Source organism: Pseudomonas marginalis (assembly GCF_900105325.1).
Taxonomy (GTDB): domain Bacteria; phylum Pseudomonadota; class Gammaproteobacteria; order Pseudomonadales; family Pseudomonadaceae; genus Aquipseudomonas; species Aquipseudomonas marginalis.
Genome location: NZ_FNSU01000001.1, coordinates 979,115 through 992,051, shown reverse-complemented (window position 1 = coordinate 992,051; position 12,937 = coordinate 979,115). Strand labels below are relative to the sequence as shown.

The following is a 12,937-nucleotide window of genomic DNA, read 5'->3' as shown; positions in this document are numbered from 1 at the left end:
AAAAAGTTCCCACCTCAATAACCTGCCGATTTTACCCGAGCCGTGCACCGTAATCTCACATTGCCACGAATGCCCGGCTATTGTGCCGCTCCCCCCCTCTATATACTAGTGGCCCGTGTGACCCTTTGATTCGCCGATCCAGGCGTCCTGTTTGCGCCAGCCCTGTGGATCGCTTTTTGCGGAATCCTTCAAATGAGCCAACAGTTTCAACACGATGTCCTGGTGATCGGTAGCGGCGCGGCCGGCTTGAGCCTTGCGCTGACCCTTCCCAGCCACCTGCGCATTGCCGTCCTGAGCAAAGGCGACCTGGCCAACGGTTCGACATTCTGGGCCCAGGGCGGTGTCGCCGCGGTGCTGGACGACACCGATACGGTGCAATCCCACGTTGAAGACACCCTCAACGCCGGCGGTGGCCTGTGCAACGAAGACGCGGTGCGCTTCACCGTCGAGCATAGCCGCGAGGCAATCCAATGGCTGATCGACCAGGGCGTGCCCTTCACCCGCGACGAACACGCAGGCAGCGATGACGGCGGCTTCGAGTTCCATCTGACCCGCGAAGGCGGCCACAGCCATCGGCGTATCATCCACGCCGCCGATGCCACCGGTGCCGCGATCTTCAGGACCTTGCTCGACCAGGCCCGCCAACGCCCCAACATCGAACTGCTGGAACAACGCGTCGCTGTCGACCTGATCACCGAAAAGCGCCTGGGCCTGCCGGGCGAACGCTGCCTCGGCGCCTATGTGCTCAACCGCGCCAGCGGCGAGGTGGATACTTATGGTGCGCGCTTCACCATCCTCGCCTCAGGCGGCGCCGCCAAGGTCTACCTCTATACCAGCAACCCCGACGGCGCCTGCGGCGACGGCATTGCCATGGCATGGCGCTCGGGCTGCCGGGTGGCCAACCTGGAATTCAACCAGTTCCACCCCACCTGCCTGTATCACCCACAGGCCAAGAGCTTCCTGATCACCGAAGCCCTGCGCGGCGAAGGTGCACACCTCAAGCTGCCGAACGGTGAGCGCTTCATGCAGCGTTTCGACCCGCGCGCCGAGCTGGCTCCACGGGATATTGTCGCCCGCGCCATCGACCATGAAATGAAGCGCCTGGGCATCGACTGCGTCTACCTGGACATCAGCCACAAGCCCGAAGCGTTCATCAAGACCCACTTCCCGACCGTCTACGAGCGCTGCCTGGCGTTCAACATCGACATCACCAAAGGCCCGATCCCGGTGGTGCCGGCGGCGCACTACACCTGCGGCGGTGTGATGGTCGACCAATATGGGCGTACCGATGTACCCGGCCTGTACGCGATTGGCGAAACCAGCTTCACCGGCCTGCACGGCGCCAACCGCATGGCCAGCAACTCACTGCTCGAATGCTTCGTCTACGCCCGCTCGGCCGCAGCCGACATTCTCGAACAACTGCCGCGCATCCCGGTGCCGGCCGCCCTGCCCCGCTGGGATGCCAGCCAGGTTACCGATTCGGACGAAGACGTGATCATCGCCCACAACTGGGACGAGCTGCGGCGCTTCATGTGGGATTACGTGGGGATCGTGCGCACCAACAAGCGCCTGCAACGGGCGCAACACCGGGTGCGACTGCTGCTGGATGAGATTGATGAGTTCTACAGCAACTATAAGGTCAGCCGTGACCTGATCGAACTGCGCAACCTTGCCCAAGTCGCGGAGTTGATGATCCGTTCAGCCATGGAACGCAAGGAAAGCCGGGGCCTGCACTACACCCTCGACTACCCGCAGATGTTGCCCGAGGCCCGCGACACTATTCTGGTGCCAACCACCTACGGCGGCTGAACTTCAAGCGAACCCGCAGGCGCCGGTGCACATCGGCGGCCTGCGAATCCGTCGGCACGCAGACCGAGCGCACCCGCCATTCCCCCGGTACGCGATAGCGCAACACCACAATCAGCGGCAACGCCAGGCTGTCGGGCCGCAGCTGCACGCGATGCCAGCCGCGCTCACTGCTGAATAATTGCCAGCCCTCTTCATCCCGTCGCAGGCCACGAATCGACGAACGGTGAGTCAGCAGGACATAACGCGGCAATACCCAGGCAGCATGGGCCAGGCACGCCAGCACGCCGAGGACAGCAAAGGGAGAGTCGAGGACCATCAGCGCACCCAGCGCGAACAGCTGGGCAAGGAGATACGCCGCCAGCAGCAGCCGTGAGGCCTGCCAGCGGCATTCGAAACGATTACTTGGGCTGGACACGATCCAGGATCATCCGGACCATGCGCTGCAGTTCAGGATCTTCGGATTCGGCCCGCTCCATGAACCAGCCGAACATGTCCTGATCTTCGCAAGTCAGCAGCCTGACGTAGAGATCGCGATCTTCCTTATTGAGCGTCGCATATACCTCTTTGGTAAAAGGCACCAGCAACACATCAAGCTCAAGCATGCCACGACGGCTGTGCCAGTAGAGACGATTGATTTCTACATCTTCGACCATGGAGCGCTCCTCAAATAGAGCGCAAGTATACAGGCCCGACGGCACCGGAACAGTCGGCTTTGGTCGCCCCTACGGAAACTATCCATTTGCCGGGCGCCCCTCTATGATGCACCCATGACTTTTTGACCTGCGATGACCCATGGCTGACTCTGCTTTCTTCTGCCCCCTGTCCCACGAAGGCGTTCTCGCCGTCCGCGGCTCCGACGCTGCCAAGTTCCTGCAGGGACAACTCACCTGCAACCTCAATTACCTGAGCGACACCCAGGCCAGCCTCGGTGCGCGCTGCACACAAAAAGGCCGCATGCAGTCGAGCTTCCGCATCCTGTTGCAGGGCGACGGCGTACTCCTGGCCATGGCCACCGAGCTGCTCGAACCGCAACTGGCGGACCTGAAGAAATATGCAGTGTTCTCCAAGTCCAAGCTCACCGACGAAAGCGCCGCCTGGGTGCGTTTCGGTGTGATCGATGGCGATCAGGCGCTGACCGGCCTTGGCCTTGAGCTGCCCACCGAAACGGACAGCGTTGCCCGTACCGAACACCTGATCGCCGTCCGCGTGTCTCCCGCCCGCGCCGAACTCTGGGTACCTGCCGAGCAAGCCGACGGCGTGCGCGGCCAATTGGCCGCACAGTTGACACAAACCGACTTGAATCACTGGCTACTGGGCCAGATCCGCGCCGGTATCGGCCAGGTCATGCCCCAGACCCGCGAACTGTTCATCCCGCAGATGCTCAACCTGCAGGCCGTGGGCGGCGTCAGCTTCAAGAAAGGCTGCTACACCGGCCAGGAAATCGTCGCGCGCATGCAGTACCTGGGCAAACTCAAGCGTCGCCTGTACCGCTTGAGCCTGAACGCGGCTGAAATGCCCGAGCCAGGCACCCCGTTGTTTTCCCCCAGCCACAACAGCTCGATCGGCGAAGTGGTGATTGCAGCAAAAGCTGACCAGGTGATTGAACTTCTGGCGGTATTGCAAGCCGAAGCTGCCGATAGTGGCGATGTGCACCTAGGCACGCTGGAAGGCCCCGGTTTGCAACTGCTTGACCTGCCTTACACCCTTGACCGCGATCGTGAGATCCAGCGTTAGTCGCCGTATTTTCCTGCAACACCCTAGAGAGCATGAATGAACAAACTGGCGGAAAAAGTCCAACAGGCGTTGGTTAAGGCCATCGACAACGATGACCTGGTTCTGCCGACATTGCCGGAAGTGGCCCTGAACATCCGTCAGGCCGCTGAAGACCCGGAAATCAGCATCAGCCACTTGAGTAAAGTGATCGGCCGCGACACTGCGTTGTCGGCGCGCCTGATCAAAGTGGTCAACAGCCCGCTGTTGCGCGCCACCCAGGAAGTCACCGACCTGCACACCGCCATCACCCGGCTGGGCACCAACTACAGCAGCAACCTGGCCATCGGCCTGGTGATGGAACAGATCTTCCACGCCCGTTCCGAAGTGGTCGAACAGAAAATGCGCGATGTGTGGCGCCGCAGCCTGGAAGTGGCGGGCGTCAGCTACGCCCTGTGCCGCAACCACAGCCAGCTCAAGCCGGACCAGGCAGCGCTGGGCGGCCTGGTGCACCAGATCGGCGTGCTGCCGATCCTGACCTACGCCGAAGACCACTACGAGCTGTTGTCAGATCCGGTCAGCCTCAACCACGTGATCGACAGCATCCACCCGGTGCTGGGCGACAAGTTGCTGAGTGGTTGGGACTTCCCGGAAATGCTGGCGAAACTGCCGGGCCAGTACCTGAACCTGGACCGGGACTCAGCCTGCCTCGACTACATCGACGTGGTGCAGATTGCCATGCTGTATTGCCATCACGGCACCGATCACCCCCTGGCCAAGGTGGACGTCTCCAGCGTGCCTGCGATGAAAAAACTGCGGGTTGATCCCTACAGCGAAAAACTGCGCGCAGAGCTGGATGAAGCGCGCGCCATGTTCGATTGATCAACCGGCGATAAAACTCACACGCACCTTCAACCCCGCGTGCTCGCCGTCATGCAGGCTGATCTGGGCCAGATGCGCACGACAGATTTCGCCCACGATCGCCAACCCCAGGCCTGAGCCCATGCCTTGCTGGCTACGGCGGTAGAAGCGCTCGAACACCCGGTCGCGCTCCTCCTGCGGAATACCTGGGCCATCATCTTCCACCTCCAGTACCGCCGGCGCCGTGACCCGCAGGATCACGTTGCCGCCCGGTGGCGTGTGCGCCAGGGCGTTGTCCACCAGGTTGCTCAACAGTTCGTTGAGCAGCGTCGGCTCGCCACGCAACCACACCGGTTCATCCGCCTCCAGCGCCAGTGCCACGCCACGCGCATGGGCCAACGGCGCCATGGCCATGCCCAGCTCACGGGCCAATTGGCTGAGGTCGAGCAACTGCGCGCCGCCTTCGGCAATCGCCCGGGCACCGTTTTCGATGCGCGCCAGGGACAGCAACTGATTGGCCAGGTGGGTCAACCGATCGGTGCCTTGGGCGGCGGTTTCCAGGGTGCTGCGCCAGGTCGCGGGGTCTTCGGCACGCAGGCCCAGCTCCAGGCGTGCCTTGAGCGCCGCCAACGGGGTACGCAGTTCATGGGATGCATCGGCAATAAACTGCGCCTGACGCTCGAACTGGCCGCGCAGGCGTTCGGTGAAGTGGTTGAGGGAACGCACCAGCGGGCCGAACTCATGCTGCACTTCCACCAACGGCAACGGCCGCAAGTCGTCGGGCTGGCGCTCTTCCACCGCGGTGCGCAGGCGCTCCAGCGGGCGCAATGCGGCGCTGACGGCAAACCACACCAGCAACAAGGCACCGATGGCGAGCATGCCCAGGCGCAGCAAGGTGTCGGCCATCAGGCTGCGGGCCATGCTCACCCGTGCCTCATCGGTTTCGGCCACGCGGATTTCCGCCATGCCGTTCATGTTCGGTTCGGAGACCGCCTTGAGCAGGCTGACCACCCGCACTTCCTGGCCCTGGTACTTGGCGTTGTAGAAGCGCGCCAGCGCCGGGTAGTCGTCGGTGCGCGGAGTGCCGGGGGGCGGGCCGGGGAGGTTTTCGTAGCCGGAAATCAGCTTCTGATCAATGTCATTGACCTGGTAATAGATGCGCCCGGCGCTGTCGTAGGCAAAGGTGTCGAGGGCGACATAGGGCACGTTGGCGCTGAGGGTGCCGTCCACCTGGGTCAGGCCGGCGGCAATGGTACGCGCCGAGGCCAGCAACGTGCGGTCATAGGCGGTGTCGGCCGCTTCGCGACCGTTCCAGTAGGCGCTCATGCCACTGGCGAGCATCAACAGCACCAGCAGCAGCGCCAGGTTCCACAGCAGGCGCCAGCGCAGGCTGCTGGGCTTATGCATCGCGGGCTTCCAGCAGGTAGCCGAGACCGCGGAACGTCACGATGGCGATGGGTTGGCCATCGAGCTTCTTGCGCAGGCGGTGCACGTAGATTTCGATGGCGTCGGGGCTGGCCTCTTCGTCCAGGCCGAACACCTGTGAAGCCAGTTGCTCCTTGCTCATCACCCGGCCTGGGCGGGCAATCAGCGCTTCAAGCACGGCTTGCTCGCGGGAGGTCAACGTCATCAACTCGCCGCCCACGGTGAAACGACGGGTGTCGAGGTCATAAACCAGCACACCACACGCCTGCTGACGCTCGCCGCCCAACACACTGCGGCGCAGCAGCGCCTTGACCCGGGCTTCCAGCTCGGTCAGTTCGAACGGTTTGGCCAGGTAGTCATCGGCGCCCAGGTTCAGGCCATGCACGCGGTCCTTCACATCGCTGCGCGCGGTCAACATCAGCACCGGCAGGTTTTTCCCACGCGCCCGCAAGCGCGCCAGTACCTCGAAACCGTCCATGCGCGGCAGGCCCACATCGAGGATGGCCACCGCGTAATCCTCGCTGCTCAAGGCCAGGTCGGCGGCCACGCCGTCATGCAATACGTCGACGGTCAAACCTGTGCTCTTGAGCGCTTGGGCGACGCTTTCGGCGAGTTGCAGATGGTCTTCAACCAGAAGGACACGCATGGATTTCCACCTTATTCGGACGTGGTCGGCGCCACGCTTTGCCGGGCAGTTTACAGGCGCCGACTGCCCTGTGAAGCCTGAAAACATTGAAAGACAGCTGAAAGGTTAGTGAAAGCTTCGCCCTTTAGCATCCAGCCACGGTAGGTCATGCCTGCCGAGCGACCTGATGGGTCGCGCCCGAAAAACGCCTTGAAGCGTTTTCGCCAAAATAAGAACAATAACGGAGTGCACCACGATGCTGTCGACACAGCCCCAGGCTTGCCCGCCTGTTCGTATTTCCCGCCTGACCCACACCGCCCTTGCCAGTGCCGCTGCCCTTGCCGGCTTTTCGCCGCTTGGCCAGGCTGCCTTCTTCGAAGACAGCAGCGCGACCCTGGAAACCCGCAACATGTACTTCAACCGCGACTTTCGCGACGGCACCAGCGCCCAGCAGTCCAAGCGCGACGAGTGGGCCCAGGGCTTCATGCTCAACCTGCAATCGGGCTACACAGACGGCACCGTCGGCTTTGGCGTGGATGCGCTGGGCATGCTCGGGGTCAAGCTCGACTCCAGCCCCGACCGCACCGGCACCGGCCTGCTGCCTACCCACGACGATGGCCGCGCCGCCAACGAGTACTCCAAGCTGGGCCTGACCGGCAAAGTGAAGATTTCCGCTACCGAGCTGAAGATCGGTTCGCTGATGCCCGAGCTGCCGATCCTCAAGCCCAACGACGGTCGTATCCTGCCGCAGACCTTCAACGGTGGCCTGATCACCTCCAAGGAATTCAAGAACCTGGTCTTCACCGGCGGCCGTCTCGACAAAGCCAAGGACCGCGACGACAGCAACTACGAAGACATCGCCCTCAATAACAAGAACAGCCGCTTCCTCAGCGGTGCCACCGGCAAGCATTTCAACTTCGGCGGGGTCGACTACAAGTTCGCCGACAAGATCACCGGCAGCTACCACTTCGCCCAGCTCGACGACGTGTACCGCCAGCACTTCCTCGGCCTGGTCGCCGCGCGCCCGATGGGCCCCGGCACCTTCGCCACCGACCTGCGCCTGGCGATCAGCGATGACGCAGGCGCAGCCCGTGGCGGCAAGATCGACAACACCTCCCTCAACGGCCTGTTCAGCTATGCCCTCAATGGCCATAAGCTCAGCGCCGGCTACCAGCATATGTCCGGCGACAGCGCCTTTCCCTATGTGGATGGCAGCGACCCGTACCTGGTCAACTTCGTGCAGATCAACGACTTTGCCGGCGCCGAAGAGCGCTCCTGGCAGGCGCGCTACGACTACGACTTCGCCAAGCTGGGCATTCCCGGCCTGAGTTTCATGAGCCGTTACCTCTCGGGTGACAATATCAAGCTCAGGAACGGCGACACCGGCAAGGAATGGGAGCGCAACAGCGAGATCAAGTACGTGGTGCAAAGCGGCACATTCAAGGATGTCGCCGTGCGTCTGCGCAATGCCACCTACCGTTCCAACTATTCAGCCCGTGATGCGGATGAAATGCGCCTGCTGGTCAGCTACAGCGTTGCGCTCTGGTAAGCCACTCATAACAACAAAGACGGAGATCACCATGACCCCTTCATTGCGTAAATTGGCCCTCGCCGCCGGCTGCATGCTGTTCGCCGGCCAACTGCTGGCCGCCGACGAACCCAAGCGCCCGGAATGCATCGCCCCGGCCTCCCCCGGCGGTGGTTTTGACCTGACCTGCAAACTGGCGCAAAGCGCGCTGGTCAACGAGAAACTGCTGAGCAAACCAATGCGCGTGACCTACATGCCGGGCGGCGTGGGCGCGGTGGCCTATAACGCCGTGGTGGCCCAGCGTCCTGCGGACGGCGGTACGTTGGTGGCCTGGTCCAGCGGTTCGCTGCTGAACCTGGCCCAGGGCAAGTTCGGACGCTTCGATGAGAGCGCCGTACGCTGGCTGGCCGCCGTGGGTACCAGCTACGGTGCCATCGCCGTTAAAGCCGATTCGCCCTACAAGACCCTCGACGACCTGGTTAAAGCCCTGAAGAAAGATCCGGGCAGCGTGGTGATCGGTTCCGGCGGCACCGTGGGCAGCCAGGACTGGATGCAAACCGCCCTGATCGCCAAGGCCGCCGGGATCAACCCGCGCGAGCTGCGCTATGTGGCGCTCGAAGGCGGCGGTGAAATCGCCACCGCCCTGCTCGGCGGGCATATCCAGGTCGGCAGTACCGACATCTCCGACTCCATGCCGCACATCCTCAGCGGTGACATGCGCCTGCTGGCGGTGTTCTCCGAGGCGCGCCTGGACGAGCCGGAAATGAAGAATATTCCGACCGCCAAAGAGCAAGGCTACGACATCGTCTGGCCGGTGGTGCGTGGCTTCTACCTCGGGCCAAAAGTCAGCGATGCCGACTACGCCTGGTGGAAGGAGGCCTTCGATAAACTGCTGGCCTCCGACGAGTTCGCCAAGCTGCGTGACCAGCGCGAGCTGTTCCCGTTCGCCATGACTGGCCCGGAGCTGGACACCTACGTGAAGAAACAGGTGGCTGACTACAAAGTGCTGGCCAAAGAGTTCGGCCTGATCCAGTAATCGCCCCTCTTTTGTGTAATGCCCCTGTAGGAGCGAGCTTGCTCGCGAAGAACCCAAGGACATCCACGTGCATCCAGACAGCACGCGTTATCGTTGACGTTTTTCGCGAGCAAGCTCGCTCCTACAAGAGGGGCCTTGGAGTTTCCTATGCTCTTACAACGCATTTTTGCCGCTGTGCTGTTGCTGGCCTGTGCCGGCCTGGCACTGATGGCCTGGCCGTATCAGGCGGCGTTTTCCTACGAGCCCGTGGGGCCTCGGGCCTACCCATTGCTGATGCTCGGGCTGATGAGCCTGGCGCTGATCTACATGCTGTTCCGCCCGCAACCCACCAAGCACACCGAAGAAGAACCCGCGCTCGACCGCCAGACACTGGTCAAGATCAGCATCTGCGTGGCGCTGTTGATCGTGTTTGCCGGCACCTTCGAGCCCCTGGGTTTCATCCTCAGCAGCATGCTGATCGGCATCCCCATGGCGCGCCTGTATGGCGGCCGCTGGGTGCCCAGTGTGGTGATCGTCAGCCTGATGGCCATCGGTCTTTATCTGCTGTTCGATAAAGTCATGGATGTTCCGCTGCCCCTCGGCCTGCTCGACGTTCTGGAGAACTGATATGGATACTTTCGGCTATTTGGGCCAGGGCTTCGGCGTTGCACTGTCCCCCTACAACCTGGTGACCGCCCTGTGCGGCACCTTGATCGGCACCGTGGTCGGGCTGTTGCCGGGCCTGGGCCCGATCAACGGCGTGGCGCTGTTGATCCCCATCGCGTTCGCCCTGGGCCTGCCGCCGGAATCGGCGCTGATCCTGCTGGCCGCCGTGTACCTGGGCTGCGAATACGGCGGGCGTATCAGCTCGATCCTGCTGAACATCCCGGGCGAAGCCTCCACCGTGATGACCACCCTCGACGGCTACCCGATGGCCCGCAAAGGCTTGGCCGGTGTGGCGCTGTCGTTGTCCGCGTGGAGTTCGTTCATCGGCGCGTTTATCGCCACCTGCGGCATGGTGCTGTTCGCGCCGCTGCTGGCCAAATGGGCGATTGCCTTCGGCCCGGCGGAATATTTCGTGCTGATGGTGTTCGCGATTGTCTGCCTGGGCGGCATGGCCGGTGACAAACCGTTGAAGACCTTTGTGGCGGCGCTGATCGGCCTGTTCCTTTCCGCCGTGGGCATCGACGCCAACAGCGGCGTGTACCGGTTCACCGGCGATAACATCCACCTCACCGACGGCATCCAGTTTGTGGTGTTGGTGCTGGGCTTGTTCTCCATCAGCGAGATCCTGTTGCTGCTGGAAAAAACCCACCGTGGCCAGGAAGCGGTAAAAGCCACCGGGCGGATGATGTTCAACCTGAAAGAAGCAGGTTCGGTGTTCGTGGTGAACATTCGTTGCGGCCTGCTCGGTTTCATCATGGGCGTGCTGCCCGGCGCGGGCGCGACCCTGGCCTCGGCGGTGGCCTACATGACCGAGAAACGCCTGGCCGGTGCCAGCGGCAAATTCGGCCAGGGCGACATGCGCGGCCTGGCTGCACCGGAAACCGCCATCGGCGCGTCCGCCTGCGGTGCCCTGGTACCGATGCTGACCCTCGGCGTTCCCGGGTCGGGCACCACCGCCGTGATGATCGGCGCCCTGTCGCTGTACAACATCACCCCCGGCCCGCTGCTGTTCCAACAGCAACCGGACATCGTCTGGGGCCTGATCGCCTCGTTGTTTATCGCCAACATCATGCTGGTGATCCTCAACATCCCGATGATCCGCATCTTCACGCGCATCCTCGCCGTGCCGAACTGGGCGCTGGTGCCGGTGATCGCGATCATCACCGCGATCGGTGTGTACGCGGTGCACGCCACCACCTTCGACCTGTTCCTGATGGTCGGTATCGGCATCTTCGGCTACATCCTGCGCAAGCTGGACTTCCCGCTGTCGCCGGTGCTGCTGGGCTTTATCCTCGGTGGGCTGATGGAACAAAACCTGCGCCGTGCGCTGTCGATCTCCAACGGTGCGCTGGAAATCCTGTGGTCGAGCCCGATTACCTTTGGCGTCTGGGTGCTGACCGCCATCATGCTGTTTGTACCGTTGCTGCGTATCTGGCGTAAACGTGCCCAACAGCGTCGTGCCGTGGCCGATGTCTGAGGTCATCTTTAAACATTGGTGGGGAACACCGCTGGTCGGCCTGGCCGGCGGTTACCTGGCCAGCCTGGTTGGCTGGCCTTTGCCGTACATGGTCGGCTCCTTACTGGCGATCATCCTCGTGCGTTGCCTAACGCCCTGGCAGTTAGCGGAGATTCCCGGCGGGCGCAAATGCGGCCAATGGGTGGTGGGCATCGGCATCGGCCTGCACTTCACCCCGGTGGTGATCGAACAGGTGATGAGCCACTTCGGCCTGATTTTCTTCGGGGCGCTGGTCACCAGCCTGTCGAGCGTGGTGGGCGTGTGGTTGATGCGCCGCAGTGGTGAAGACCGCGCCACCGCGTTCTTCTCGAGCATGCCGGGCGGTTCCGGGGAAATGGTCAACCTCGGCTCGCGCAATGGCGCGGTACTCAGCCGTGTCGCGGCTGGGCAAAGTCTGCGCGTGCTGGTGGTGGTGCTGTGTGTGCCGGCGATCTTCAAGTATCTGTTGGGCGGCGGTGCGCCGCAGTTTCATCCGGCGCCTGTCAGTTGGGCGTGGCTGGCGCTGCTGTTTCCACTCGGTGCACTGGTGGCCTGGGGCTGGCAGCGCTTGCGCCAGCCTAACCCGTGGTTGTTCGGCCCCTTGCTGGTCAGTGCGACGGCCAGCGTGGTGTGGGACCTGCATATCGGCCTGCCCGACGGCGGCAGCCAGATCGGCCAGTGGTTGATCGGCAGCGGGTTGGGCTGCCACTTCAACCGGCAGTTCTTTCGTCGAGCACCGTCGTTCATGGGCCGCACCTTGATCGGCACGGCCTTGACCATGGCGTTGGCAACGTTGGCGGCGGTGGGCTTGAGCGCCCTCACCCACCTGGACCTGCGCTCGCTGACCCTGGGCATGATGCCCGGCGGGATTGCCGAGATGAGCCTTACGGCCGAGACCCTGCAACTGTCGGTGCCGTTGGTGACGGCGATGCAGGTGATGCGCTTGTTGTTTGTGCTGTTTCTGGCGGAGCCGTTGTTTCGGCATTGGAACCGTCAGCCGGAAAAAATCTAAACCTTCGGCACAGTTCAACCTGTGGGGGGCTTGTCCCTCCCACATTTGAATGTGCCTGGCCTTAGAGCGGCGGCAACCGCCACTCAATCGGCGTCTCGCCGTTCTGCTCAAGAAACTTGTTGGTGCGGCTGAAATGCCCGCACCCCAGGAACCCGCGATACGCCGACAACGGCGACGGATGCACCGACGTCAGCACCAAATGCTTGGTGGCATCGACCAGCTTCTGCTTGCCCTGGGCATGGGCGCCCCACAACAGGAACACCAAATGCGGCTGGTGTTCGCTGACCACTTCGATAATCCGATCGGTAAAGAATTGCCAGCCCTTGCCCGCATGGGCATTGGCGTTGGCGCGTTCCACGGTCATGGTGGTGTTGAGCAGCAATACGCCCTGGTCGGCCCAGCTCTGCAGGCAGCCGTGGTTGGGGATGTCGATGTTCAGGTCGCGCTTGAGCTCTTTGTAGATATTGACCAGGGACGGCGGCGCCGGCACGCCCGGTTGTACCGAGAAGCACAGGCCGTGGGCCTGCCCGGGGCCGTGGTACGGGTCCTGGCCGAGGATCACCACCTTGACCTTGTCCAGCGGCGTTGAGTTAAGCGCATTGAAGATCAGCGGGCCGGGCGGGTAGATCTCTTTGCCGGCGGCATGTTCCTGGCGCAGGAACTCGCGTAACTGGCCCATGTAGGGCTTATCGAACTCATCACGCAGGGCGTGTTTCCAGCTGGGTTCGAGTTTGATACGGTCGCCTTCGGTCATAGTTGAAATGTCTTGTAGAAAAGAATGAGGCGAACCC

General features: G+C 62.6%; 13 protein-coding genes. 8 read left to right on the top strand and 5 right to left on the bottom strand.

Annotation, left to right across the window (positions count from 1 at the left end; genetic code table 11):
* The first annotated feature begins 192 nt into the window (after nt 1-192).
* Nucleotides 193-1,809, top strand: a complete 1,617-nt coding sequence (nadB, locus tag BLW22_RS04820) for an L-aspartate oxidase (RefSeq protein ID WP_074844440.1) — start codon at nt 193-195, stop codon at nt 1,807-1,809.
* Here nadB and BLW22_RS04815 read toward each other — a convergent pair.
* Together BLW22_RS04815 and BLW22_RS04810 are read right to left on the bottom strand one after the other, a co-directional pair.
* The gene (locus BLW22_RS04815; protein WP_065928215.1) at nt 1,778-2,224 is read right to left on the bottom strand and encodes a protein YgfX; all 447 of its coding nucleotides are present in this window, start codon (nt 2,222-2,224) and stop codon (nt 1,778-1,780) included. The genes nadB and BLW22_RS04815 overlap by 32 nt on opposite strands.
* Entirely contained in the window at nt 2,208-2,462 is a 255-nt protein-coding gene (locus BLW22_RS04810) for an FAD assembly factor SdhE (protein WP_027604321.1), read from the bottom strand. The genes BLW22_RS04815 and BLW22_RS04810 overlap by 17 nt, the downstream gene beginning before the upstream one ends.
* A gap of 139 nt (nt 2,463-2,601) precedes the next feature.
* On the opposite strand from BLW22_RS04810, the gene ygfZ reads away from it, so the two are divergent.
* Nucleotides 2,602-3,543, top strand: coding sequence for a CAF17-like 4Fe-4S cluster assembly/insertion protein YgfZ (gene ygfZ / locus BLW22_RS04805; RefSeq protein ID WP_065928216.1), 942 nt, complete (start codon nt 2,602-2,604; stop codon nt 3,541-3,543).
* A gap of 36 nt (nt 3,544-3,579) precedes the next feature.
* Entirely contained in the window at nt 3,580-4,401 is an 822-nt protein-coding gene (locus BLW22_RS04800; RefSeq protein WP_065928217.1) for an HDOD domain-containing protein, read from the top strand.
* Here BLW22_RS04800 and BLW22_RS04795 read toward each other — a convergent pair whose 3' ends face one another.
* Together BLW22_RS04795 and BLW22_RS04790 are read right to left on the bottom strand one after the other, a co-directional pair.
* Entirely contained in the window at nt 4,402-5,787 is a 1,386-nt protein-coding gene (locus BLW22_RS04795; protein ID WP_065928218.1) for a sensor histidine kinase, read from the bottom strand.
* Entirely contained in the window at nt 5,780-6,451 is a 672-nt protein-coding gene (locus BLW22_RS04790; protein WP_027604325.1) for a response regulator, read from the bottom strand. The genes BLW22_RS04795 and BLW22_RS04790 overlap by 8 nt, the downstream gene beginning before the upstream one ends.
* A 235-nt stretch (nt 6,452-6,686) precedes the next feature.
* On the opposite strand from BLW22_RS04790, the gene BLW22_RS04785 reads away from it, so the two are divergent.
* The 5 genes from BLW22_RS04785 (at nt 6,687) to BLW22_RS04765 (ending at nt 12,146) form a co-directional block, all read left to right on the top strand.
* Entirely contained in the window at nt 6,687-7,979 is a 1,293-nt protein-coding gene (locus tag BLW22_RS04785; RefSeq protein WP_065947359.1) for an OprD family porin, read from the top strand.
* 31 nt (nt 7,980-8,010) lie between these two features.
* Nucleotides 8,011-8,994 carry a Bug family tripartite tricarboxylate transporter substrate binding protein gene (locus BLW22_RS04780; protein WP_074844436.1) on the top strand — a complete coding sequence of 328 codons (984 nt, stop codon included), beginning with the start codon at nt 8,011-8,013 and terminating at the stop codon, nt 8,992-8,994.
* Nucleotides 8,995-9,141: 147 nt separating this feature from the next.
* Nucleotides 9,142-9,600, top strand: a complete 459-nt coding sequence (locus tag BLW22_RS04775) for a tripartite tricarboxylate transporter TctB family protein (RefSeq protein ID WP_074844431.1) — start codon at nt 9,142-9,144, stop codon at nt 9,598-9,600.
* A gap of 1 nt (nt 9,601) precedes the next feature.
* Nucleotides 9,602-11,116, top strand: a complete 1,515-nt coding sequence (locus tag BLW22_RS04770) for a tripartite tricarboxylate transporter permease (protein ID WP_032888527.1) — start codon at nt 9,602-9,604, stop codon at nt 11,114-11,116.
* Nucleotides 11,109-12,146 carry an AbrB family transcriptional regulator gene (locus BLW22_RS04765; protein WP_074845154.1) on the top strand — a complete coding sequence of 346 codons (1,038 nt, stop codon included), beginning with the start codon at nt 11,109-11,111 and terminating at the stop codon, nt 12,144-12,146. The genes BLW22_RS04770 and BLW22_RS04765 overlap by 8 nt, the downstream gene beginning before the upstream one ends.
* A 61-nt stretch (nt 12,147-12,207) precedes the next feature.
* Here the strand turns inward: BLW22_RS04765 and ung are convergent, their stop codons facing one another.
* On the bottom strand, nt 12,208-12,900 hold the full coding sequence (gene ung, locus BLW22_RS04760; protein WP_027604331.1) for a uracil-DNA glycosylase: 693 nt from the start codon (nt 12,898-12,900) through the stop codon (nt 12,208-12,210).
* Nucleotides 12,901-12,937: the final 37 nt, after the last annotated feature.

Excerpts from the sequence above, each read along its gene's own strand:
- nadB (WP_074844440.1), top strand. The coding sequence starts at position 193 with ATGAGCCAACAGTTTCAACACGATGTCCTGGTGATCGGTAGCGGCGCG.
- BLW22_RS04810 (WP_027604321.1), bottom strand. The coding sequence starts at position 2,462 with ATGGTCGAAGATGTAGAAATCAATCGTCTCTACTGGCACAGCCGTCGT.
- ygfZ (WP_065928216.1), top strand. The coding sequence starts at position 2,602 with ATGGCTGACTCTGCTTTCTTCTGCCCCCTGTCCCACGAAGGCGTTCTC.
- BLW22_RS04800 (WP_065928217.1), top strand. The coding sequence starts at position 3,580 with ATGAACAAACTGGCGGAAAAAGTCCAACAGGCGTTGGTTAAGGCCATC.
- BLW22_RS04795 (WP_065928218.1), bottom strand. The coding sequence starts at position 5,787 with ATGCATAAGCCCAGCAGCCTGCGCTGGCGCCTGCTGTGGAACCTGGCG.
- BLW22_RS04790 (WP_027604325.1), bottom strand. The coding sequence starts at position 6,451 with ATGCGTGTCCTTCTGGTTGAAGACCATCTGCAACTCGCCGAAAGCGTC.
- BLW22_RS04785 (WP_065947359.1), top strand. The coding sequence starts at position 6,687 with ATGCTGTCGACACAGCCCCAGGCTTGCCCGCCTGTTCGTATTTCCCGC.
- BLW22_RS04780 (WP_074844436.1), top strand. The coding sequence starts at position 8,011 with ATGACCCCTTCATTGCGTAAATTGGCCCTCGCCGCCGGCTGCATGCTG.
- BLW22_RS04775 (WP_074844431.1), top strand. The coding sequence starts at position 9,142 with ATGCTCTTACAACGCATTTTTGCCGCTGTGCTGTTGCTGGCCTGTGCC.
- BLW22_RS04770 (WP_032888527.1), top strand. The coding sequence starts at position 9,602 with ATGGATACTTTCGGCTATTTGGGCCAGGGCTTCGGCGTTGCACTGTCC.
- BLW22_RS04765 (WP_074845154.1), top strand. The coding sequence starts at position 11,109 with ATGTCTGAGGTCATCTTTAAACATTGGTGGGGAACACCGCTGGTCGGC.
- ung (WP_027604331.1), bottom strand. The coding sequence starts at position 12,900 with ATGACCGAAGGCGACCGTATCAAACTCGAACCCAGCTGGAAACACGCC.